22 protein-coding genes are annotated in these 21484 nt (G+C 57.4%); 11 read left to right on the forward strand and 11 right to left on the reverse strand.

What is annotated here, in order from left to right; all coding sequences use genetic code 11:
• Positions 1–487 precede the first annotated feature (487 nt).
• From VNL17_13240 to VNL17_13260, 5 genes are all read right to left on the reverse strand, one after another.
• Positions 488–1399, reverse strand: a complete 912-nt coding sequence (locus tag VNL17_13240) for a hypothetical protein (GenBank protein HXI85044.1) — start codon at positions 1397–1399, stop codon at positions 488–490.
• Positions 1400–1510: 111 nt separating this feature from the next.
• Complete coding sequence (locus tag VNL17_13245; protein ID HXI85045.1) at positions 1511–2215, reverse strand: hypothetical protein; 705 nt, start codon at positions 2213–2215, stop codon at positions 1511–1513.
• 78 nt (positions 2216–2293) lie between these two features.
• Entirely contained in the window at positions 2294–2911 is a 618-nt protein-coding gene (locus tag VNL17_13250; GenBank protein HXI85046.1) for a hypothetical protein, read from the reverse strand.
• A gap of 9 nt (positions 2912–2920) precedes the next feature.
• Positions 2921–4222 carry an isocitrate dehydrogenase (NADP(+)) gene (icd, locus tag VNL17_13255; GenBank protein ID HXI85047.1) on the reverse strand — a complete coding sequence of 434 codons (1302 nt, stop codon included), beginning with the start codon at positions 4220–4222 and terminating at the stop codon, positions 2921–2923.
• A gap of 171 nt (positions 4223–4393) precedes the next feature.
• Positions 4394–5998, reverse strand: a complete 1605-nt coding sequence (locus VNL17_13260) for a choice-of-anchor Q domain-containing protein (protein ID HXI85048.1) — start codon at positions 5996–5998, stop codon at positions 4394–4396.
• Positions 5999–6271: 273 nt separating this feature from the next.
• On the opposite strand from VNL17_13260, the gene VNL17_13265 reads away from it, so the two are divergent.
• On the forward strand, positions 6272–7084 hold the full coding sequence (locus VNL17_13265) for a hypothetical protein (protein ID HXI85049.1): 813 nt from the start codon (positions 6272–6274) through the stop codon (positions 7082–7084).
• Between the two features lie 3 nt (positions 7085–7087).
• Here VNL17_13265 and VNL17_13270 read toward each other — a convergent pair whose 3' ends face one another.
• The 6 genes from VNL17_13270 to VNL17_13295 all read right to left on the reverse strand — a co-directional run bounded on the left by VNL17_13270 (position 7088) and on the right by VNL17_13295 (position 12449).
• The gene (locus VNL17_13270) at positions 7088–7918 is read right to left on the reverse strand and encodes an SMP-30/gluconolactonase/LRE family protein (protein ID HXI85050.1); all 831 of its coding nucleotides are present in this window, start codon (positions 7916–7918) and stop codon (positions 7088–7090) included.
• Positions 7899–8474, reverse strand: a complete 576-nt coding sequence (locus VNL17_13275) for an ester cyclase (GenBank protein HXI85051.1) — start codon at positions 8472–8474, stop codon at positions 7899–7901. The genes VNL17_13270 and VNL17_13275 overlap by 20 nt, the downstream gene beginning before the upstream one ends.
• 117 nt (positions 8475–8591) lie before the next feature.
• Positions 8592–9707: a DUF933 domain-containing protein gene (locus VNL17_13280; protein ID HXI85052.1), complete on the reverse strand. Its 1116-nt coding sequence runs from the start codon at positions 9705–9707 to the stop codon at positions 8592–8594.
• Positions 9708–9732: 25 nt separating this feature from the next.
• The gene (locus VNL17_13285) at positions 9733–10905 is read right to left on the reverse strand and encodes a pyridoxal phosphate-dependent aminotransferase (GenBank protein HXI85053.1); all 1173 of its coding nucleotides are present in this window, start codon (positions 10903–10905) and stop codon (positions 9733–9735) included.
• Positions 10906–10960: 55 nt separating this feature from the next.
• Positions 10961–12148: a nucleoside-diphosphate kinase gene (locus tag VNL17_13290; protein ID HXI85054.1), complete on the reverse strand. Its 1188-nt coding sequence runs from the start codon at positions 12146–12148 to the stop codon at positions 10961–10963.
• Between the two features lie 151 nt (positions 12149–12299).
• The gene (locus VNL17_13295) at positions 12300–12449 is read right to left on the reverse strand and encodes a DUF5679 domain-containing protein (protein ID HXI85055.1); all 150 of its coding nucleotides are present in this window, start codon (positions 12447–12449) and stop codon (positions 12300–12302) included.
• 186 nt (positions 12450–12635) lie between these two features.
• On the opposite strand from VNL17_13295, the gene VNL17_13300 reads away from it, so the two are divergent.
• From VNL17_13300 to pyrE, 10 genes are all read left to right on the forward strand, one after another.
• Positions 12636–13481, forward strand: coding sequence for a LysM peptidoglycan-binding domain-containing protein (locus VNL17_13300; protein HXI85056.1), 846 nt, complete (start codon positions 12636–12638; stop codon positions 13479–13481).
• Positions 13482–13515: 34 nt separating this feature from the next.
• The gene (locus VNL17_13305; GenBank protein ID HXI85057.1) at positions 13516–14379 is read left to right on the forward strand and encodes a hypothetical protein; all 864 of its coding nucleotides are present in this window, start codon (positions 13516–13518) and stop codon (positions 14377–14379) included.
• 4 nt (positions 14380–14383) lie between these two features.
• Complete coding sequence (locus VNL17_13310) at positions 14384–15127, forward strand: ABC transporter ATP-binding protein (GenBank protein HXI85058.1); 744 nt, start codon at positions 14384–14386, stop codon at positions 15125–15127.
• Complete coding sequence (locus VNL17_13315; protein ID HXI85059.1) at positions 15124–16866, forward strand: hypothetical protein; 1743 nt, start codon at positions 15124–15126, stop codon at positions 16864–16866. Before VNL17_13310 ends, VNL17_13315 begins: the two co-directional genes overlap by 4 nt.
• A gap of 105 nt (positions 16867–16971) precedes the next feature.
• The gene (locus tag VNL17_13320; protein HXI85060.1) at positions 16972–17613 is read left to right on the forward strand and encodes a hypothetical protein; all 642 of its coding nucleotides are present in this window, start codon (positions 16972–16974) and stop codon (positions 17611–17613) included.
• A 14-nt stretch (positions 17614–17627) separates the two neighbouring features.
• On the forward strand, positions 17628–18188 hold the full coding sequence (locus tag VNL17_13325) for a hypothetical protein (protein HXI85061.1): 561 nt from the start codon (positions 17628–17630) through the stop codon (positions 18186–18188).
• A complete protein-coding gene (locus tag VNL17_13330) occupies positions 18161–18643 on the forward strand; it encodes a methylated-DNA--[protein]-cysteine S-methyltransferase (protein ID HXI85062.1) in 483 nt (160 codons plus the stop codon). Before VNL17_13325 ends, VNL17_13330 begins: the two co-directional genes overlap by 28 nt.
• Positions 18643–19401, forward strand: a complete 759-nt coding sequence (locus VNL17_13335) for a hypothetical protein (protein HXI85063.1) — start codon at positions 18643–18645, stop codon at positions 19399–19401. The genes VNL17_13330 and VNL17_13335 overlap by 1 nt, the downstream gene beginning before the upstream one ends.
• A gap of 141 nt (positions 19402–19542) precedes the next feature.
• Positions 19543–20907, forward strand: a complete 1365-nt coding sequence (locus tag VNL17_13340; protein ID HXI85064.1) for a glucose-6-phosphate isomerase — start codon at positions 19543–19545, stop codon at positions 20905–20907.
• Entirely contained in the window at positions 20904–21470 is a 567-nt protein-coding gene (gene pyrE, locus VNL17_13345; GenBank protein HXI85065.1) for an orotate phosphoribosyltransferase, read from the forward strand. The genes VNL17_13340 and pyrE overlap by 4 nt, the downstream gene beginning before the upstream one ends.
• Positions 21471–21484: the final 14 nt, after the last annotated feature.

Below are 21484 nucleotides of genomic sequence, written 5' to 3' on the forward strand. Positions count from 1 at the left end.
TGCCGCCAGCATACCAACTGCTGGAAACCTCCGCCTACTGTCGCCCTCGCAAAGCTGTCATTTCGGCAAAAACGAACCCATTTGTCATTTTCCTATAATTCAGGCTAACATCCTATCCATAAAGTGCATCCAATCGAATTGTGCCTCAAAGAATTTGGGTTCGTTTCGCAGAAACGCATGTTTTTGCGCATCCTCTTCCCTGTAGCGGCGGTCCGTGACCGCCGTCAGCCCTTGGCCAAACCTCAGGTCACATATATTTCAAAGAACCGTGCAAACCCTATCTCATAAGCCGGTTCAAGTCGAGAACAAATATCGATTAATGATATTACACGGAAGGTGTGACCGAAAAAGTCAGGTACCGCTTCCCTAAAGCCGATGCCGCATGCGTTCACTCTCGTGGCAATCGGCGGGGTGGTGGACAAACGGTGCGGCTTAACAATTCGCTGGTGTCATCTTCAATTTTGGATGGACGATGGAGTCGTAAATTCTACACTGCCTGATCACCGCAGGCTCGCTTGAAGACCAAATACTCCGCGATTTTTTTCGCGATAGATGAAGGCGAAATGCCCAGTCCTTCAAAATTACGAAGCCACACTGCTTCACGCACGTGGCCCTTCGGTGTATCAACCGTAATTTCGTAACCGACCTCAACAGCCTTCTGAATTCCTGCAATCCGTGCCTTCAGAGCTCTCACGTCAAAGAAATCCTTCATATCAGGAAGCGGTGGATCATGGAGGTATGACTCACTGATCCTCTGTGCGAGTTTTCGGTCGCTTGCCAGACATTCGTATTGCGAAGCCTTTTGCGCTACAGGGTCAACGGCCATCTCGGCTTCTACTTCAGCGGCTAGAACCAGGTCTTGGAGAAGCTCATCTCGATCAGCTCCTTCAATCCTTCCGATCTCGGGCCTTGATTCCTCATACATCTCAGCCACGCGACGTTGAAACTCATCTTGTGCCACGACTTCCCCAATGATCCCATCCAGAAACATTAGTGACTCGTCGGAGTCAAACATCCGAGCCTCGTCGTACGAGACAACAACGAAGGGATAATTCACCTTTCTAGCCAGTTTGAGTTTGAAATCCAGTTTCAGCTTCCGGTAGGGATCGATCGTAGGTCGAGCGGGGATATAAGCTCCATTCTTGCTGTAACCACCCCCAATGCCGTCAAACTCGATGCTGAGAATTGGACGGCCCGAACCAACACAAAAAGTGTAGTCGATATTTGTCTTATAAAAGAAGTCTCGCTCCTTGGGCCTCAGTTCTTCACCAGAAACCTCAATGATTTTTGGGAAGGGGACAGATGGGTAAAGCGCCAGCTTTGGAGTCCATCGCGAACTCAGGGAGCGAAAGATCTCAGCTTCGGACTTGCTGTCAAATATGCTGGGCCTAAGTTTCATCCAACGACAATCGTTGTTCGGGGTTCACATCTTGGTAATCACCGCATTGCTGAATTCGCTTCACCGCATTTTCTCGTGCCCTCCGCTTGGCTTGCAACCGTCGAGACCACGCTAACTGGTCGTCTTCGTTTCGAATGTGGGTTGCGCCGGCCCGAAGCCAGCTGTTTCAAATATCTGGTTGAAAGCGGATTTTGATGCTGCGATCATTTTAATGCAAAACGTACGTTCAAGTTCCAAGCGACCGTCCTCATCAGGACCCGCCACGTCTTGGTGCTCAACGATCAACTTACGAAGGTATTCATGGTCACGTGACTCTTCAATCTTCCCGCCGACATGAGCGATGCAATCTCTGACTTTCTGAAGCTTGGTCAAGTCCTGCCAACTCTTGTCGTATACCAACGGCAGGCTAGCTGCCGCATTCATGAAAAGTTTGACACGGTCAAATAACGCCCCCCTAAAATCTCTTGAACGGAGCCGTAGCTTTCGACGTTTTGCAATCTCGTCACACACTGCGTCGAAATTCGTTTCAATCAGCATGAATAGCTGTGTTGCGAGGGAATACCTGAGGATGCGAGGAAACATTACGTCTAGCCTGTGTTTCTGAGCCTGTACCTCGTCCTCATAGTCAGCCATGAAGAATGCGTAGTCCTTCTGATCCTTTGACTTGAACGAGTCATACTCTGCTTGCAGCCGTGCCCCTTCGAGTCGACGAACTTCCTCAAGCTGCGCTTCCATCGTATCGAGAAAGGAGGAGAGCGCGTCGAACGAATACGTAATGTCCCATCTGGCTTGGTCCCATCGAATGATTGTAGACATATGGTGCTTTTGGCCCGTCCCCAAGGGTATGTGGTTCGTTACTTCTTGCCTGTCACCGCATCACCAAACCCACTGCCTTCATGTCTTGGCTTCTGATTTGATGGCTTTCTGGCTTAAGACATCCAGAGCCTCATTGCACGTGACTCCAAATTCCTTCTTGTCCCAGTTAGCAAAAAATGTAACCAAATCTTTTGCGGCAGGCTCTCCATCAAAGTCTCGTAGGAATTCCACTCCAGCCGTATGTCTTCGTTCGGCGAGCCGAACAATCTGCATTTGATTCATTCCTATGTTTGCTGCGAGCATTCCAAGCAAAAAGAGAATCATACCGATGCCGCCCATGCCGATGCTCACGACATCTAAGGCCCATTGTGGGCCGTGCCCAGCCATCACCAACTTCCAGAAGAAGAACGCGAACGCAAAGAGCAACAGAATGCAAGCCAGTAACAGAGCGTGGATAGAGTCCAGTTTGCTGTTTAGTATCAAATTCTCTTTCTCAAAAACAATTATAACCTTCCCAAGAAGTACCGCCTGTTTCTTCATGAGGCGTTGTTTCCAAAGGCCTCGACGCTTAAGTAAGACCTGTGACACCCGGGGTGTCAGGAGGTTGGCTACGACCGAAAGAAGGATAGAGAAGAGGGCCGAGACGATCCAGAACAATGGCTTGCTGGCGACAGAAACTAGATCGTTGATGTTCATACCGTTTGTTTACGCCCACATCTTCGCAATCACCGCATCACCAAACTCGCTGCATTTTACTTCCTTCGCACCTTCCATCTGTCTTGCGAAGTCGTAGGTGACGGTTTTGGCGTTGATGGCGCCGTCCATGCCCTGGAGGATCAGGTCGGCGGCCTCGGTCCAGCCGAGGTAGCGCAGCATCATTTCGCCGCTGAGGATGACGGAGCCGGGGTTGACCCGGTCCTGGTTGGCGTACTTGGGTGCGGTGCCGTGCGTGGCTTCGAAGATCGCGTGGCCGGTGATGTAATTGATGTTGCCGCCGGGGGCGATGCCGATGCCGCCGACTTGCGCGGCGAGCGCGTCGCTGAGATAATCGCCGTTGAGATTGAGCGTGGCGATGACGCTGAAATCCTCGGGGCGGGTGAGCACTTGCTGGAGCGCGATGTCGGCAATGGCGTCCTTGATGACGAGGCCCGCGCCGGGTTTGCCGTCGGGAATCTTGCACCACGGGCCGCCGTCGATCTCCACCGCGCCGTAAAAGTTCTTCGCGACATCATAACCCCAGTCGCGGAAGCCGCCCTCGGTGAACTTCATGATGTTGCCCTTGTGGACGAGCGTGACGCTCTTGCGTTTCTGCTGGATGGCGTAGCCGATGGCCGTGTGCACAAGCCGTTCCGTGCCGAGATAACTTACCGGCTTGATGCCGATGCCGACCTGCACGTTCACCGAACGCTTGGGTGCGCCGATCTTCTCCAACTGACCCTGCCATCCCTGCGCGGCCTCGAGCGAGCCAAAGCGAATCTTCTTAAAATCCTTTGGGAATTCCTTTGCCAGAAAATCGAGAACCTTCTGCGCCTCGGGGGTGCCTGCGGCATACTCAATGCCCGCGTAAATGTCCTCCGTATTCTCGCGGAAGATCACCATGTCCACTTTCTCGGGATGCTTAACAGGCGAGGGGACGCCCTTGAACCAGCGGACGGGGCGCAGGCAGACGTACAGGTCGAGCATCTGGCGCAACGCGACGTTCAAGCTGCGGATGCCTTTGCCGACGGGCGTGGTGAGGGGGCCTTTGATGCCGACGAGGTAGTCTTGGAACGCCTTGACGGTCTCGTCTGGCAACCAGTTGTTGAACTTCTGGAACGCGGTCTCGCCCGCGAAAACCTCCAGCCATTCGATCTTGCGTTTGCCCCCGTACGCCTTCTTCACCGCCGCGTCGAACACGCGCTCACTGGCGGCCCAGATATCGGGCCCCGTGCCGTCGCCGCGGATGAAGGGAATGGTTGGACTGTCGGGAACGTTGAGCCGGCCGTTTTGAATGGAAATCTTTGCCATGAATTGTGGTTCTCCTCGCCTAAAAGCGTGGCGATGATAGCAGACACACGGTGACGGGCAATAGAAAGTTCATGGCCTGGCTGGACGAAAGACCATGCAGAGTATTGACTTCATGCCCGTGGTCAATACGCCACAAAGCCCCACAAACTTCTCGCATCGACAGCGGTTCAACTACCGGCAACCCACCGCGCCCTCGACGCCCGAAATTGGCACGAAAAGCTGATTCGCCTGGTCCGTCGTTATGAAACCATGGCGGACCTCCGCGTTGACGCGAGTGACCAACTTTTGCAGGGTTCGGCACGTTTGACCTCTGTGTCCGGCCAGCAGCGTCTTCTTCGCAGCGTTCAGCTTGCGCACGATCACGTTTTGCAGTTTCAAACTCAAGCCGAGGCCCTGTGCCACCGCAATGGCGTCATTAAGTTCCTCGTCGATGCCGCGGATGATGACGGTGAACGAGCAATTGGTCAGCTCCGTTCCGGATGCGTCGAGAAGAACAGCGGGGATTGCATTGGTGCCGATCGGAAACAGGCCGCCCGAAGGAGGTGTGGTCTGGACGTTCGCTCCGGGGCAGCTACTGGTGAACGTGGGGGTGTCAAAAAAGACTCGCCCGCCTGCGGGGTCGATGGGCACACCAACGAGATTGGTTGAAATGCAGGTGATCGTCGATCCGAGGTTGGTGCAGGCCTGCACCTCGAAGGGGCCAATATCGCAAGCCGATCCAACCGGACGAGGGAAGCCACGTTGGTCGGCATCGGTTCCGTTGGTGCTGGCGCAACTGCCGGCGTTGATGGCCGGACTGCCCGGCAGCAACTCGAGCGTGAAGGTTGTCCCGCCGTTGTTCTGGAGAGGTCCGAACAGAGGATCGAGAGGAGAAGCAGCCGAGCCGATGAGGTCACCTCCGAAGCCGGTGCTGTCATCCGCGTCACCGATCAGGTTGAAACCGCCGGAAACGAAGTCGCCGATCGCGTCGGGCGCATTGGTCGTCACGCTCGTTGCGGCATTGGTTGCAATAATGGAGTCAGTCACGGTGAACACGCCGTTGGAATTGGCCACACCGCCGCCGGCTCCCGCCGCTGAATTGAGGGCGACCGTGCTGCTAATCAGCACGTTCGAGCCGGAGAGGTTGAACACGCCACCACCGAAACCATTCGTTCCCTGGGCGACGTTCGCCGCGACCGTGCTGTTGCTGATGGTCGCGGAACCGCCCGCATTATAGATGCCGCCACCCGACTCATCGCCGGCGCCACCCGTGGCCTGATTGTGGTCCAGCGTGCTGTTCACGACGACCAGGACGCCCGAGGTAGCATTGAAGATCGCGCCGCCACCGGAAAGGGGCGTGCCCGCTGCGCCGGCCTGGCAGTTGGAAATTGTGCAGGCTAGGAGAGTCAATGTGCCCGCGTTGTGGATGCCGCCACCGGCACCGGAAGCATCGGTGCCATTCTTGAAGGTTAGTCCCGAAACTGAAACCGTGGCATTGCTGGCGACATTGAAGATGCGGCTGGCGTTGTTGCCGCTGACGGCCAGAACATCAGCCCCGGGACCGGACACGATCAGGTTCTTATCGAGCGCGATTTCACCACTGGTCAGTGTGATGGTTCCCGTGACCGAGAAATCGATGGTGTCGTTCGTCGTCGAAGTGGCGACTGTTTGCCGCAGGGATCCTGCGCCGGTATCGCCGGTAGTGGTGACCGTGTGGGTGGCGCCAAACATGCGATTGGTGGGACCGAGACAAAGTGCGATGAGCAGGTAGGGGAACGCCCGCGAGAAATGACTCATAACAAGTTCCTTTCTGACTTGGCCGCTCTTGGAACTGCCGGCTGTTGACGAAGTGGTCATGGTCAATGAGGAGGACGGGCCACAACACTTCCGTCTTTCAATTCCTGCCACTTGCCTCTGAGTGACGCAGGACTCATCCTCCGCTCCTAGCCAAAGCGGAATATGAGGGAGGAAGGTGCAAGTAGGCAAGCAATAATTCGAGATGCCGCACTCCTCCAGTGAACCAGCGGCGCGAGTTTGCCTTCGCGGACTGTTGCAGGTATGGTGCGCTCCGTGAGCCAATCCGTTTTATTTCGCCAATTCCCCCTTGACCACCTGGACACGCTCGCCCCCGTTGTGGCGCAGGTTTATGGCCTCAACGATTACGACGCCCGCTCAAAGATTCGGAAAGGGTGGGGGTTTTTGGAGCGTGAGGCCACAGAGGAAGAGGCGCAACGAATCGTTGAAGCCGTTGGTGATTGCGGCGGCGGCGTTCTGGCCATCGACAACACTGCAGTGCGCGCTCCCGCGGAGCCGCGAGTGACCACGGGTGTTGAGTTCGCGTCCAACGGCTTCACCCTGCGCCTGCAATCACCGAAGGACCCGACGCGCTTCCTTGAGTGGGCACAGGCGGAAATCGTGTCTGCGGGCCAGTTTTCGGAAGAGATTATTAAGCGCGCCTCGGGCGGTGACGAACAAAAAATGGGGGCCATGATGGTAGGGGTCGGTGTGTTTCTCGCCACCGGCATACCGCCCGGCTTACTGGGTGGCGGCAACAAGAAAAAGAAGAAGGAAGAGAAGCCCGTGAAATCCACCCGCACCATCACGTTCGCCCGGGTTGTCACGACTGCCGGCGAGCAATTTGCCTTGAGTCCCGAACATTTCGACTTTTCCGGCCTGGGGGCGAAGAAGCAGTTGAACACCGCCGCGAACTTCCGCGTGCTCCTCGGTGAGTTGTCCGGCCTGACATCCGCCAAGGTGAACCTCGGTGCGCGCCTCCTGCTGGACAACCGCTCCCTTAGTTTCGCCAACTACACCGGCCCCCACGATTTCGAGACGGAACTGCTCTGGCTGCTAAATGCCACTCGCAGTGCCAGCGCCGAATGAATCTTATTTCGCCCCGGGGACATTTATGCGGGCGCGGTAAAGACCGGTGCGGGCGCAGATGTAGAGGGTTTGGCGGTCGGGATCGCCAAAGGCGACGTTGGCGGGGCGTTCGGGCAAGGTGATCTCGCCGAACTTCTTCCCGGTGCGGTCGAACACCTCGACCGATTTCATTGCAGAGATGTAAAGACTGCCCTCAACGTCTACGCGAAAACCATCGGGGCGTTCTACGTTGCAGAAGACGCGGCTGTTTGTGAGGGTGCCGTCGGGGCTTACATCAAAAGCGCGAATATGGCCGATTTCCGTGTCGGCAACATAGAGGATCTTTTCGTCGGGTGAGAAGGCGAGGCCGTTGGGTTTGATGAAGTCGCTCGCAACCAACGTGAGGGTTTCGCTATCCGCCGAAACGCGGAACACCCCTTGGAAATCCAACTCGCGCAGTTCGGGGTTCACCCCATAGGGAGGATCACTGAAGTACACCGAGCCGTCGCTCTTGCAGACGATGTCATTGGGGCTGTTAAGTCGCTTGCCTTCGTAATGCGTGGCGAGAGCGCTGACCGTTCCGTCCAGTTCGGTGCGCGAGGTGCGACGGTTCTCATGCTCGCAAGTGACGAGGCGGCCCTGGGGATCGAGCGCGTTCCCGTTGGCCTGCCCGCTCGGTTCGCGAAAAATGCTGAATGAATTCGTCGCCGGCGTGTAGCGGCAGATCCGGCCGGCGGGAATGTCACTAAAGAGCAGTTCATTCCGGGTGGGTACCCAGACCGGACCTTCAAGGAATTGAAAGTCGCCCGCGATTTTTTCAGCGGGAATTGAATGATTACTGGCGTTGGTCGGCACGGCGAATCAGTGTATTGGATGGCAACCTTGGGTCAAGCGCCTTGCGCGCACTTTCAATACCCGCGACGGGCAGGACCCCGGCGTCGAGCAAGCCCAGTTGAACCAGCACGGAAGCCTGGTCCCAGTAAATGTGCTCGTGGGCCAATTTGCCCTCCCGGAATCGAACGATGGCGACGAGCGGAACCTCCACCCGCTTTCCCGTCGGCGCAATGCCCGGGAGCATCCAGTCCATGCGGATGGTGTGGGTGAATTTGAATACCATTTCGTCCACCAGTTGATCGTTGCCGATGGTCCTCGAAATGGCAGTCATCTCGGTGTCAGGTGGCATCTGGGGAATGAAACGCTTGGAGTAAAACTCCCGCAGCTCGTCACGGCCAACCCCTCCCGTCAACACGGGGATATGGTTGACGTAAGCGTCCTCGACCATCGTGTCGAGCGTGTCCCCGGTGTTGTGGGTGGCGAACTCGTGTCGCACGTGTTCTTCCCAGAGCTGCCGCAGTGACTCCTGGGCCGGGGTGAGGTTCGCGGCTGAACCTGAATTCTCCAGTTCATTCATCGTGCACTCCTTTGTAGAGCCTGCCTCCTGTTAACAGGGATGTCGGAGAAGAGCAATTCGTTTCGCGCGGGAACCCAGACCGGACCTTCCAGGAATTGGAAATTACCCGCAACCTTCTCAGCCGCTGTGGCGGATGTTGATGATGTCGCCATCTTCGACGACATACTCTTTGCCTTTGATATAGAGCTTGCCGGTTTCCTTGAGCTTCACTTCGGCGGCGTGCCAGACCTTCGCCGAAGTTTCAGGGTGCAGGCCGGCAGCGGCCCCGATCAGGTCGCCGTATTTCATCACCTCTGCGCGGATGAAACCGCGGGCGAGGTCCGAGTGAATGGCGTGCGCGGCATCGACGGACGTGGCGCCGTGGCGGATGGTCCAGGCGCGCACTTCGTCTTCGCCACTCGTGAAAAACGAGATGTAACCTAGCGCCTTATAGAGGAAGCGCGTGAGGACGTTGATCGCCGGTTCCGTGATCCCGAGCGCGGCCAGAAACTCGGCTCGCTCGGCGGGGTTTTCGATCTGGGCAACCTCGGCCTCCGTCTTGGCGCTGAGTTCGCAGACTTCGGAACGCGGCCCGGTGAGTTTCGACTCCGCCGCGTCCACCAGCTTCGGGTTAGGGAAATTGTTTTCGCCACAATTCAGCGCGGTGACGATGCCTTTGACCGTGAGGAATTGCAGCGAGCGGAGTCGCTTCTCTTCGCCCTCGTGCCATGCGTATTCCCGAAGCGATTTGCCTGCTTCGAGGTGCGGTTTGAGTTTTTCGAGCAGCGCGGCTTCGTCGGCGCGTTCCTGCTCGAATTTCCGCTTCTGGTCCTGCGCGATGCGATTGAGGCGCGTCTCGATGAGGCTGAGATCGCTGATGGCTAACTCCAGGTTCATCGCGTCGATGTCGCGTAGCGGGTCGACAGAGCCGTTCACGTGAAACACGGACGGATCTTCAAATGCCCGGACCACATGGCAGAACGCATCCATGTCCTTCAACTTGTTGAGCCATTGCTCGCGCGGTTTCGGCTCGTGGGGCGGGGCGGGGGCCAGCGTGCACTCAATCTCGGCGTACTTCGTCTTCTTCGGGTTGTACATCGCCGAAAGTTTGTCGATGCGCTGATCGGCGACCCTGACCGCGCCGACATGGTATTCGGCGGCGCGGCCTAGCAAGTGGTCAATCCCCATGCCCGTGAGCAGCGAGAAGACGGTCTTCTTGCCGACTTGCGGCAGGCCGATAAGCGCAATTTTCATGAAAGACCCGGTCTGCGGGGAAGGGCTACCCCTTCAGGCTCTTGCAAAAAGCTTCGATCCGGTCGAGGCCTTTCTGGATGTTCTCCATCGAACAGGCGTAGCTGAGGCGCATGTGCGCATCGCTGCCGAAAGCGATGCCAGGGACCGCCGCAACCTTCTGTTCATCCAACAGCTTCGAGCAGAAAGCGGTCGAGTTGAGGCCGAACTTGGAAATATTCGGCAACATGTAAAAAGCGCCCATCGGTTTCACACAGGTAACACCCGGAATCTTCGTGAGCCGATCGTGCATGTACGCGCGGCGTTCGGTGAAGGCCTTGACCATCTCCCCGATGAACGACTGGTCGCCCTTCAATCCCGCAAGCGCGCCCTTCTGCGCAAAACTGGTCGGATTCGAAGTTGAATGCGACTGGATGGAGTCGATCGCGGCGGCGATGTGGTCCGGCGCGGCGATGTAGCCGAGACGCCAGCCGGTCATCGCGTAGGCCTTGCTGAAGCCGTTGACGGTGATCGTCAGGTCGTAAACCTCGCTGCCCAGGGACGCGAGGCTGACAAACTCGGTGCCATCGTAGACGATTTTCTCGTAAATCTCGTCCGACAGCATGAGGATGTCCTCTTCCAGCGCCACTTCCGCGAGGGCTTGCAATTCCTCGCGAGTGTACACGGAGCCGGTCGGGTTGCCCGGTGAGTTGAGGATGATGAGCTTCGTGGCCGGCGTCATTGCGTCGCGGAACTGGTCCGGCGTGATCTTGAAGCCGTTCTCCTCTTCGGTTTGGACGGTCACGGGTGAGGCATCGGCGAGCTTGACCATTTCGGGGTAGCTCAGCCAGTACGGCGCGGGAATGATGACTTCGTCGCCTGCCTGGCAAGTCGCGAGGATGACGTTGAAACACGAATGTTTCGCGCCACAATTGACAATGACCTGGGATGGCTTGTAGTCGAGGCCATTCTCGTTCTTCAGCTTCTCCGCGATAGCGGCCCGTAATTCCGGGATGCCCGAGGATGGCGTGTACTTTGTGAAGCCGGCGGCCAGAGCCTGGGCGGCAGCATCCTTGATGTATTGCGGGGTATCAAAATCGGGTTCGCCGGCGCCGAAGCCGCACACATCAACTCCTTCCGCTTTGAGCTTTTTCGCCTTCGCATCGATGCCGAGGGTCAGCGACGGGGTCAGGGTTGTGGCGCGTTGTGCGAGCTGTTGCATGGGTGATCCTTCTGATTAAACTAATTAGACGATTCGAGATTTCAGAGTTGAGACTTCAAAGTTTACAGTTATACGACTCTTCGATGAGTGGCTTCAGGCTGTTCTCGCGGAGCTTGATGATTTTGATTTCCCGTTGCGCATTTTCGGCCGAATCGCTGGCGTGTGCGGCGTTAATCATAATGTCCTGGCCCAATTCACGGCGGATGGTGCCCGGCGGCGCCTTGCGCGGATCGGTGGGACCGAGGACGTTGCGAATCTTGGAAACGGCATCCGGCCCTTCGTAAACGACCGCCAGTATTTTCTCCATTCCGGGTTGGGACTTGGCGGGGCCAGAGCAGTCTTCCGGCCGGCGGCCCGTCATGAACTGCACGATTTGGCTGAACTGCTCGTCTGCAAAGAGCGGACCCATGAGTTCACCCAGCGCTTTCTCGGTCTGCGGGTTGAGTCCAAAGCCGAGTTCCTTCTCCAGGGCCAGACGCGCGCGCTGACCCGTGATGTCCTTGAGTTTTTCACGGAGAATTGCGCGGACAGGTCCATAGAACTCTTCCGCTTCGCCCACGCTCATGCGATGGACCTGAATGGCGATGATGTAGAGGCCCGTGCGTGAAAGCATGTCGACGATGTTGCCCGGGCGCGCACTCGGGAAACGGAAATTGTCGGGCTTTAGCAGGACGAGTGTCTGCTCGATTTTCGCGTTCTTGGGATAGGGGACGACGTTTTCGAGGAAGCCGCCGTCACTCTCGGAGTACTTGGCCCACAGCTTGAGCTTGGCCTCGGCCTCTTCGGAGTTGGGCGCGGCCAACACGGCCGGCTCAAAGTATTTTACCTGGCCATCCGAGCCGACGACGTAATCGCCGTAGGTATCGCGAATGGTTTCGCCCGCGGTGCCTTTGTCAGAGTGAAAGCTGCCGACGACCTGCCGCACTTTGGCCACGGCGTCCTCGCCGCGGAACAACAGCATCATTACGCGGCGGCGCTGGCCGGTCTTCGGGTCGGGCGAATAATTGTCGAGAATGTACTGCCGAATAAGCTCCTGAATCTTGCGGTCCTGCGGGTCCTTCGTCGAAATGGTGACCTCGGCATAGCGTTCGACAAGCTCGCGGCTGGGGGCAAACATCCGTGCTGCCACCAGCTCCAGCGCGGTGCGCGTGAACAGGCGGGCGATCACGCCGCCCGTGCGTGATTTGTGAACCGTGTACGGGTTGATCAGTACGTAAGCCAACTCTTCTTTTTTTGCGCTCATCACTTAACTTGATTTAATGAATTGGGACAGCCAAACGACACCTGTGTAATGCTAATCAAAACAAACCACCCTCGCAAGCCAGTCGGCCAGCGAGGGACTCATACTCACTTTTTTCCAGGACCAATTGGCCCGGTCACGATGCGTCGTGAGCCTACTTCTTCCCGCCCATGATGCGGAACAATTTCGTGCCGCAATCGGGACAAACTCCCTGCATGGCAGGACGCCCGTTCTTCATGGTGACTTCCTGAGCATTTGCCATTTCCTTCTTCGCCTTGCATTTTACACAATAAGCTTCAGCCACGGCGTTCACCTCCCTTGGGTCCGAATTTGACTTGGAAAACTGGCTGTATCTTACCGGCAGCGCCCGGCGAGCGTCAAGGGGCAAAAACTGTGACAAAAATTCGCAATGAAACGGCTAAGTACAGTTGTGTTTTTGGCCAGACCGTGCTACTATTCGCATCCGTTAGGCATCCAGTAAACACGAGGTATGGAGACTACTCTGACGAGCCAACGAGTCCATGTCGAGGCCTTGGTCGGGCGTCGGTTCCGCCCGTTCGCGTTGGCGGTGGTGTTCGCTCTATCGGCGGCCTGCGAGCGCTCCGCTCCCGTCTCGGATGTCACCGCCGAGCAGGAGGTCAACTACCTGCGGGCCAAGAAGCTTTACGAACAGCAAGACTTCCCCGCCGCGGCGGAGTTCTATAAGAAGACGCTGTCGGCGAACCCGGACTTTGCCAAGGCCCACCTGGAGTTGGGCCTGTTGAGCGATGATAAACTGGGCGATCCGATCGCTGCGATTTACCATTATCGGCGTTACCTGGAGTTGCGGCCCGATTCTGAGAAGAGGAAATTGGTCGAAGATTTCATCGAACGCGCCAAGTTGTCGTTGGCGGCGAAGTTACCTCAATCACCGGTCGTCGATCCGGGTGAGTTGGCGCGCTTGCAAAGCGACAAGGCGGCGCTTCTGCAGGAAAATGCTACGCTTCGCTCCCGCGTTGCCGAACTGGAGAAAACGGTAACCGTGACTGCGACATCGGCCGCTGAACCGCTGACCGCAGCGGTCGTTTCGACGCCGGCACCGATCAGTGTGGTGACGCCGGGTTCTGCGCCCCCCATCGTCATGGCGGCCGCGCCGATAACGGTGTTCGCCGAGCCATCGACCACAGAGTTGTCGCGGGCTCGCACGTATGTCGTGCAAAGAGGGGATACATTGCAGTCGCTGGCCTTGCGGTATTATGGCACTCGGTCGGCTTGGGAGAAGATATACCAGGCGAATCGGGGCGGTCTCCCGAGCAAGGACCAGTTGAAGGTGGGCCAGCAGTTGATGATTCCGTAGTCGGTTAAGCAGGTAGGGAAGTAGCGAGACTTGTATGCTGAACAGGGTATTGGCAGGGTTGGTGATTGCGTTTTGGGTGGCCATGATGGCCACCCTTGTGCGCGTCGAGATTTTCCCCCAGCCGACCGTCCTCGAAACGGTCCCGAACGACCGTATCTTAAAAAAGATATTCGCGAACTCCAATCCTGCCCGTCTGGATGTGTTCTATCGCAAAATTCCCATCGGAATATGCGAGATTCGAATCCAGCCAAGGATGAATGATAAGCCGGTGGAGCAAATAGGGTCAGGACAACAACCCGATGGCTACGAAGTTACCACCGATTTGAAGATGAACCTCTATATGCTCGGCTCGCAAACCCGATTATCCCTGGATGGCAAGAGCGAATTCAACCCGAAATTGGAGCTGGATGGATTCGATATCAGTGCGATCTTTGGTGACAGTCGTGTCGATATCAAGGGAAGCGACCGCACCAGGAAGGTGAAAGTCGTTTTCAGCTACGACGGCATCCATGATGAGCGCACCCTCGACTTTGATCAGGTCAAGGGAGCCGGTTTTGCCAGCGCCATTGGTATGCCGGGACTGGGGAATCTGGGTTTTCTCGGCAGCGGAATGCCCGGTTCGCTGACAGCATCGTCGGACAGCGAGCGGGCGATGGGGACGCGGCCAGAGACCACCACGTACTACGACCGGGTTGAGATCGCAGGCGATTCGCAGCGTGTGTACCTGATCGACACAAAGGTCGATGACCAGATGTGGACGAAAATATGGGTCGACGATTCGGGCCAGGTGCTGAAAGTGACCACGTCACTCGGGTTGGAGATGCTTAGCGCTGGATTGACGGATGGAACGGATTATCAGCCGAGACGACTAATGCGCCGGGCGCACCGAATGGAATGAACAGATGATTCTGACAGAACACTTAACCAAGAGCTACGGCGGCCTGATTGCTGTCAACGACCTGAACCTGGACATCCCCCAGGGGCAGTTTTTCGCCTTTCTGGGTCCCAACGGCGCGGGCAAGACGACCACGATCAAGCTGCTCGCCGGGCTGCTGAAGCCCATGTCCGGTCGCGCGCTGATTGGCGGTTATGACATCCAGAAGAATCCTGTCGAAGCGCGCAAGATCCTCAGCTATGTGCCGGACATGCCGTTTCTGTACGACAAACTGGAACCCATGGAGTTCATGCTCTTCGTCGGCCAACTGTTCGGGATGGATCGGGTTGATGTGGTACGCGCGAGCGACGAATTGTTCGACGTCTTTGGCCTCGATGAAACACGCCGACAGATGATTGAGAATCTTTCACACGGTACGCGGCAACGGCTCGTGATCGCGTCCGCGTTGCTGCACCAGCCTAAGGTGATCATCATTGACGAGCCAATGGTCGGGCTCGATCCCCGTAGCGCCCGCGTCGTGAAGAACGTGCTCAAAGAGCGTTCGCGCGCCGGTGTGACGGTGTTCCTCTCAACGCATGTTCTCCACATCGCCGAGGAACTGGCGGACCAGGTGGGCATTCTCAACCGCGGCAGGCTGATTGCTGTGGGCACGATCGACGAATTGCGCGAGGTAAGCGGCGAGAAAGGCGAACTGGAAGATGCATTCCTGGCGTTGACGCGCGGGGAGGAGACAGCCGCCGGGCTACCATGAACGCGCTACAGTTCTTTCGTTTGTTTGCCGGGGTGAATGCCTGCATTTTACGTCGCCGCGTTCTTGCGGTGCGGGAAAAGTCGTTTCTGATGGTTTCCGTAATCACCCTGTTCGTGATCGGCTATTGGTTTGCGGGTTACACGGTGTTCTTCATGGGCTTCCATAAGCTGGGGGAATTGCCGGGGATGCAGGGGCTGGTGGTGGACCGCATGCTGTATCTGTTTTTCGCTTTCCTGTTTTTGATGTTGATGTTCTCCAACATGATCATCGGCTACTCCACGCTCTTCAAGAGCCAGGAAACACAATGGATGCTGACGCTGCCGGTGCGTAGTCTGGATGTGTTTCGATGGAAACTGATGGAGACCACCCTTCTGGCGAGTTGGGCATTCCTGTTCCTGTCGGCGCCCTTGATGGCCGCTTATGGAAACGCGCGGCACGTATCCATAGGGTTTTACCTGAAGGTCTTCCTGTTGTTTATACCCTTCACCGTGATCCCGGCGGCCATCGGTTGTGTGGCGATTTTGATCGTGACACGCTACCTGCACCGCCACATTTTCAAGTGGATGCTCTTTGGCGTGGGCTTTGTTGGGATTGTGTGCGCGATTATTTTCCTGAAGCCGATGCAGGCGGAGGATCTGGAAAATGCGCACATCGTGGCGGCGTTGCACCAGTTGCTCCACACCAGTCACGTGGCGGTGCAACCGATCTTACCAAGCTACTGGGTCGCCTCAAGCATGATCGCGTGGGGCGAAGGATGGTCGGGGCGAGGGGCTTTCTTCTTTCTGGTTCTCCTGAGCAACGCCATGATGGCCACGCTGGTCAGCGTCACCGTCAGCCGCCACTTATACTACGAAGGCTGGTCCCGCAATCACAGCCAGGGCCACTTTGAGCTTGGCGTCCCATTGCTGGACACCCCTATCAGTCTGCCGCACACCGCCCTCGTCGAGCGCTTCGTGAACTTGTGGCCGCGGATGCACCATGCCACCCGCGCACTCGTGATCAAGGACATTCGTGTGTTCTGGCGCGACACGTCGCAGTGGAGTCAGTTCGTCATCTTTTTCGGCCTACTGGGGATGTATGTGCTCAACCTCCGCAGCGTTGCCTACGACCGGAACATGGAACTCTGGGCGAGCTTTGTTTCCTTCCTCAACCTGGGGGCCTCGAGTATGACGCTGGCGACGCTCACAACCCGCTTCGTGTTTCCCCAATTCAGCCTGGAAGGTAAACGTTTGTGGATGATCGGAATGGTGCCCTACGGGTTGAAGCGGGTGCTGCTGGAGAAATTCTGGCTCAGCAGTGTCTGCACTGCGGCCATCACGCTGGTTCTCATGCTCACGTCGAGTTGGATGCTCCATATACCGGGCGGGCTCACGTTGCTGTTCGCTTCCACCGTGGTCGTCATGAGCTTTTCGCTGTGCGGCATTGCGGTGGGCATTGGCGCCCTGTTTCCAAACTTCAGTTCCGGATCGACGGCCAACCGTCGCGACGATAATCCCGCGAAGATCGTCTCTGGTTTTGGCGGCACATTCTGTTTCATCCTGAGTCTTGTCTATGTGGTGGTGGTCATTGGTGCGGAAGTGACACCGATGTACACGGGTTTTGCCATCGGCAGCCTCGGGGAGCGAGTCCAGCCGTGGGGGTACGTCTTTTCCTGGGTTTTCGTCTCACTCTTCAGCCTTGCGGCCACCAGCATCCCCATGTCGCTCGCCTTGAAGAAGGTCGAGTCACTGGAACTCTGACCACGCTTCGGGCCCGATGCAGGTATTTTTGCAGCCAAATAGCGCAAACAGTCTTTACTTTTTCCGGCACCCTGCTATGCTCCGCCCAACAAGGAGGAGGTTTGTATGAAACAGGGGGGAGGTGGCGCCGCCACCATTATGCCCGAATCCAGTATCGGGCCGACGCTTTCCGTTGTCGAACTGCCGCAACATCGTGAAGAGGTCGATTCAAAACTCGATCAGGCCCGCGAACACTTGCTCACGTTGCGCCGTCAACAGGAAGAGCTCGAACGCCAGAAGGGCGAACTCGAAGAACTGCGCCGCAAGCAGGAGGAGTACAGCCGCGGTCGCGCCGAGATCACCGACAATCTTGCCCGGGGCCTGCTGGCCCTTGAACGCCAGCAGATCGAATCCCAGCGGCTTGCCGAACTTTCCAGCAAGACCATCGACGCCTTCCGTGATTATGCCGAGCAGATTCAGCAAATCAACGATGGAGACTGGAACAGCAGCAACGTCCGCGCCGAATTGAGCCGGGCGCTCGGTGTCATCGAGGGTGCGCGCCTCGAGTATAACCGCGCCCGCACCAAACTCGATTGCCTTAATCCGGCGGCTGGTCAGGACAATGCGATCCTTCCCGCGGGCGCGACGAGGAAACCTGTCAGCAGGGATGAAATTGTGCGTTACGCCTGCCTTGGCGCTGCCGCGTCGGCGCCGCTGATTTTGGCGGGGACGATCTGGCTGATCGCGCTGCTCACCGTGAAGCATTAGCACAAAGGATGGCCATGTCATTGCGCTGGAAACATCCCGATCCGATTGATCGCGCCATCACTGATCTGGATCAACAGATTGCAACTGTGCAGCGCCAGATGCGTGAGGTTAGTGGCGGCCCCTTACGCGCCCACGGGATTCGTCCTGTGGATACGACTGCGGGAGGGCGAAGCCTGGCATCCGTAGCAACTTTCGCTGGATTTGTGAAAGGGATGCTCGCGCTGCCCCGGCGCGAGTTACGTACCTCCGATCGAGTGCGCGAGGACCTGTTTGATGTGGCCGCAGAACCGCTGAAGGAACTGGAAGCGGAACCGATCGCCTTCGCGAAAAAGCCTGAGACCGATCTCTTCGCGCACCCGCCTTTGTCCGTGAACCCCGCTTTCGCGGGCACGGCGGCCCTGGAAACCGCCCAAGTGGTACCGCCGCAGGAAAAGCTCGCGCACTATCTTGGGGCGGGAAGCATCCGGAGTTATAAGCCGCTCAAGCGGGTACAACGACAAACGCGGAATCGCTTTTTCATGTGGCTGGGGTTATCCTTCTTCGCGCTATGGATAATCTGGTTCGTGATCCGGTGATCGTCCCGACGAAGCTGGGCGCGTTTCGGGTCCAGTTCTCATTTCGTGGACTTACCCGCCTGGAGTTTTGCAAAGACGGCGGTGTGCTTCACATATCGAAGCAACTGGCGGAGACCCTCCCGTACGATCTGACGCGCAAACTACAACAATACGCCGAAGGCAAATCCGTCCGCTGGGAAATCCCGCTTGACCTTTCATCAGGTACCATTTTCCAGCGACAAGTATGGCATGCGCTCACCAAGATTCCGTATGGCGAGACGCGTTCGTACGGCTGGATTGCAAAACAAATCGGCAAGCCCAAAGCCTCGCGAGCGGTTGGCGCCGCGTGTGGCGCGAACCCGGTACCTGTTATCGTCCCCTGTCATCGCGTGATCGCGGGCGACGGCTCGCTCGGTGGCTTTGGCGGCGGGTTGCCGATGAAACGGCGATTGCTCTCGTTGGAGAGGGATCACTGATGCCGTATGCGCTTTTGCAGCGTTCGCTCGATCAAACCATCGACCGCGAATCGCTGGAAGACGCGGCGGCGGCCTCGCACAGTATACCCCGGCCGGATTGCGCGCGATTGCAGAAGGAATTGTTCGGGATTGTCGTGGACAACCTGGATCAGGATCGCGCACTGGCACTCCAACAAGAACTCGGTCGGCGAAATTTCCCGACTGACGTTGTTGACCAGGCTCAACTCGCGGCGTTGAACGAACCCGCTTCGGGTCAGGAATTTCAGGTCAAGCCCCAAGCCCTGGTCGTCGTTGATCTGTACGGGACCGAGGTCGAGTACCCATGGGAGAAATTCGTATTTGCCGCCGCTGGATATGTACTGCGGCTCGCCGACCGTCCTTGCCAGACACACTTGGAACCAGCCACGGACCCTTTTCGTCCGAGATACAGGAACGTTGAGGTTGTCGTGGATTATAAGCTCCAAAATGTCCCCCAATTCCGGTTCGATTGGTTTTTCGATACCGAACCTTACCGCTTGCAATGGATCTGGGACCGCGAGTCAATCGTGCGTGTCAATCAGGAGCCAATCCGATTGCAGCAGCACGAAAAATTCGTTCTGTTGCTCCAACAATTGACCGGTTTCTTGCCGGCGGAGCGCTTGAATGGCGGTGTCCGGAAACTCAGTGCCGGGGGTTATTTCGTGTATCCCAGCGTCCGCGCGTTCGAGGAAGAAATCATTTGGTCTTTCCATCAACTGATGCGCAGCGTCAGTGGTTGAATGGCCGTTGACGATTTTCGACGGACACGCGCGGAGCGCGGACTGGCAAAATATGTTGCCGCTCCCGGTTGAATCTGCGATAAACCACCGCACTTGGAGGACGGCGTTTTGCTGAATTTACGGTACGATTTCAATAATTTAATGGCCGAACGTGTCGGCGAGCACGGCGTCACGGACGCTGAGATCCGGGCCCTCGGTCCCAAGCTCGCCGCGGCTGCCGACTCGGTGGAGAAGGCGCCACTCGGTTTTCGCAAGCTTCCTCACGATACGAAGCTCGCAGATGAGGTGGCCGCCCTTGCCAGTAAAATCCAGGCACGGTGCGACAGCTTCGTTGTCGTCGGGATCGGCGGTTCCGCGCTGGGCAACATTGCGCTCCACAGTGCGCTCAATCATCCCGAATACAACCAGCTCGCTCGTCCGCTCCGGCGCGGGCCGCGCTTGTTCGTGCCGGATAACATTGATCCCGATCGCATCGCAGCGTTGCTGGAGGTTGTCGATCTTGACAACACCGTCTTCAACGTCATCACCAAGTCCGGCGGCACTGCTGAGACGATGAGCGAGTTTCTCGTGTTCCGCGACGCGCTGATCAAAAAGCTTGGCCCCGAACGGCATGTTGAACGCATCGTCATCACGACGGATCCGGAACGGGGCGAACTGCGGGAGATTGTGAGGCGGGTAGGTTACGCGTCGATGCCGATTCCGTCTGATGTAGGCGGACGCTTTTCGGTGCTCAGTGCCGTCGGCTTGCTGAGCGCAGCGGTCACCGGCATTGATATCCACAGGTTGCTGAAAGGCGCCGCGGAAATGGACGCGCTCTGCCGGAAAACGAAGAAGTTGTGGGAGAATCCCGCGCTCACGGGCGCGGCCCTGCATTACTTGATGGACAAGGCGAAGGGCAAAAACATCCAGGTGATGATGCCCTATTCGCACGCGTTGCGCAACGTGGCCGATTGGTTCTGTCAACTTTGGGCCGAGAGCCTTGGCAAGAGGGTGGACCGGGCGGGCAAGATCGTACACGCCGGGCAGACGCCCGAAAAGGCGCTGGGCGTGACCGATCAGCACTCGCTCCTGCAGCTTTACCTCGAAGGGCCGTTCGACAAAGTCGTGACCTTCCTGACCGTGGACGAATTCCGCGCGACGGTTCCGATTCCACAGGCGTCCCCTGATTTTGAGGCGGCGAAGTATCTCGGCGGGCGGACGCTGAACGAATTGATCAAGGCCGAACAGCGCGCGACCGAGTTGGCGCTGACGCAGAGCGGCATACCGAACTGTGCGATTCGTCTGCCGCGCGTGGACGAGGAAACGGTCGGGGCGTTGCTCTACCTGCTCGAAATGCAAACGGCCTACGCGGGCGAACTCTACAATATCAATGCGTTCGACCAACCCGGTGTAGAACTGGCGAAGAACTTCACGTATGGCTTGATGGGCCGCAAAGGTTACGAGGCGAAGCGTCGCGAGATTGAACAAGCCGGTAAGACGAACCCAAACTGGGTGGTGAGCGCGTGACGGACGCTGAGGTTCTGCGGATCTTTCGCGATACGCGGGCGTTGCTCGACGGGCATTTTCTGCTACGTTCGGGGCTGCACAGCCGCCAGTACTTCCAATGTGCGCTGGTGCTGCAACACCCGCGTATCGCCGAGCGGCTCTGCGGGGAGTTGGCCGCGAAGTTGAAAAATGCGGGAGCGCAGGTGGTGATCTCGCCGGCGCTCGGCGGGTTGTTCGTTGGTCACGAAGTCGCACGGGCGCTGAACGTCCGTCATATTTTTGTGGAGAAGAATGCGGCGGTAAAGCTGGAATTGCGGCGCGGATTCGAGGTCACCGAGGGCGAAAAAGCGCTTGTGGTCGAGGATGTTGTGACCAAGGGTGGCCGGGTGCAGGAGACGCTCGACATTGTGCGCGCCCTCGGCGGCGAGGTGGTCGGGGCAGGCGCGCTGGTGGATCGTTCGGGCGGCAAAGTAGGTTTTGGCGTACCGCTGGAAAGTCTGCTAAGATTGTCGATTGATACATTCGAACCGGCGACGTGTCCGCTCTGTCAGGCGGGTATGCCGGTGATAAAACCGGGAAGCTGAAGCGAAGGATTTGT

This window comes from Verrucomicrobiia bacterium, assembly GCA_035577545.1.
GTDB lineage: Bacteria > Verrucomicrobiota > Verrucomicrobiia > Palsa-1439 > Palsa-1439 > Palsa-1439.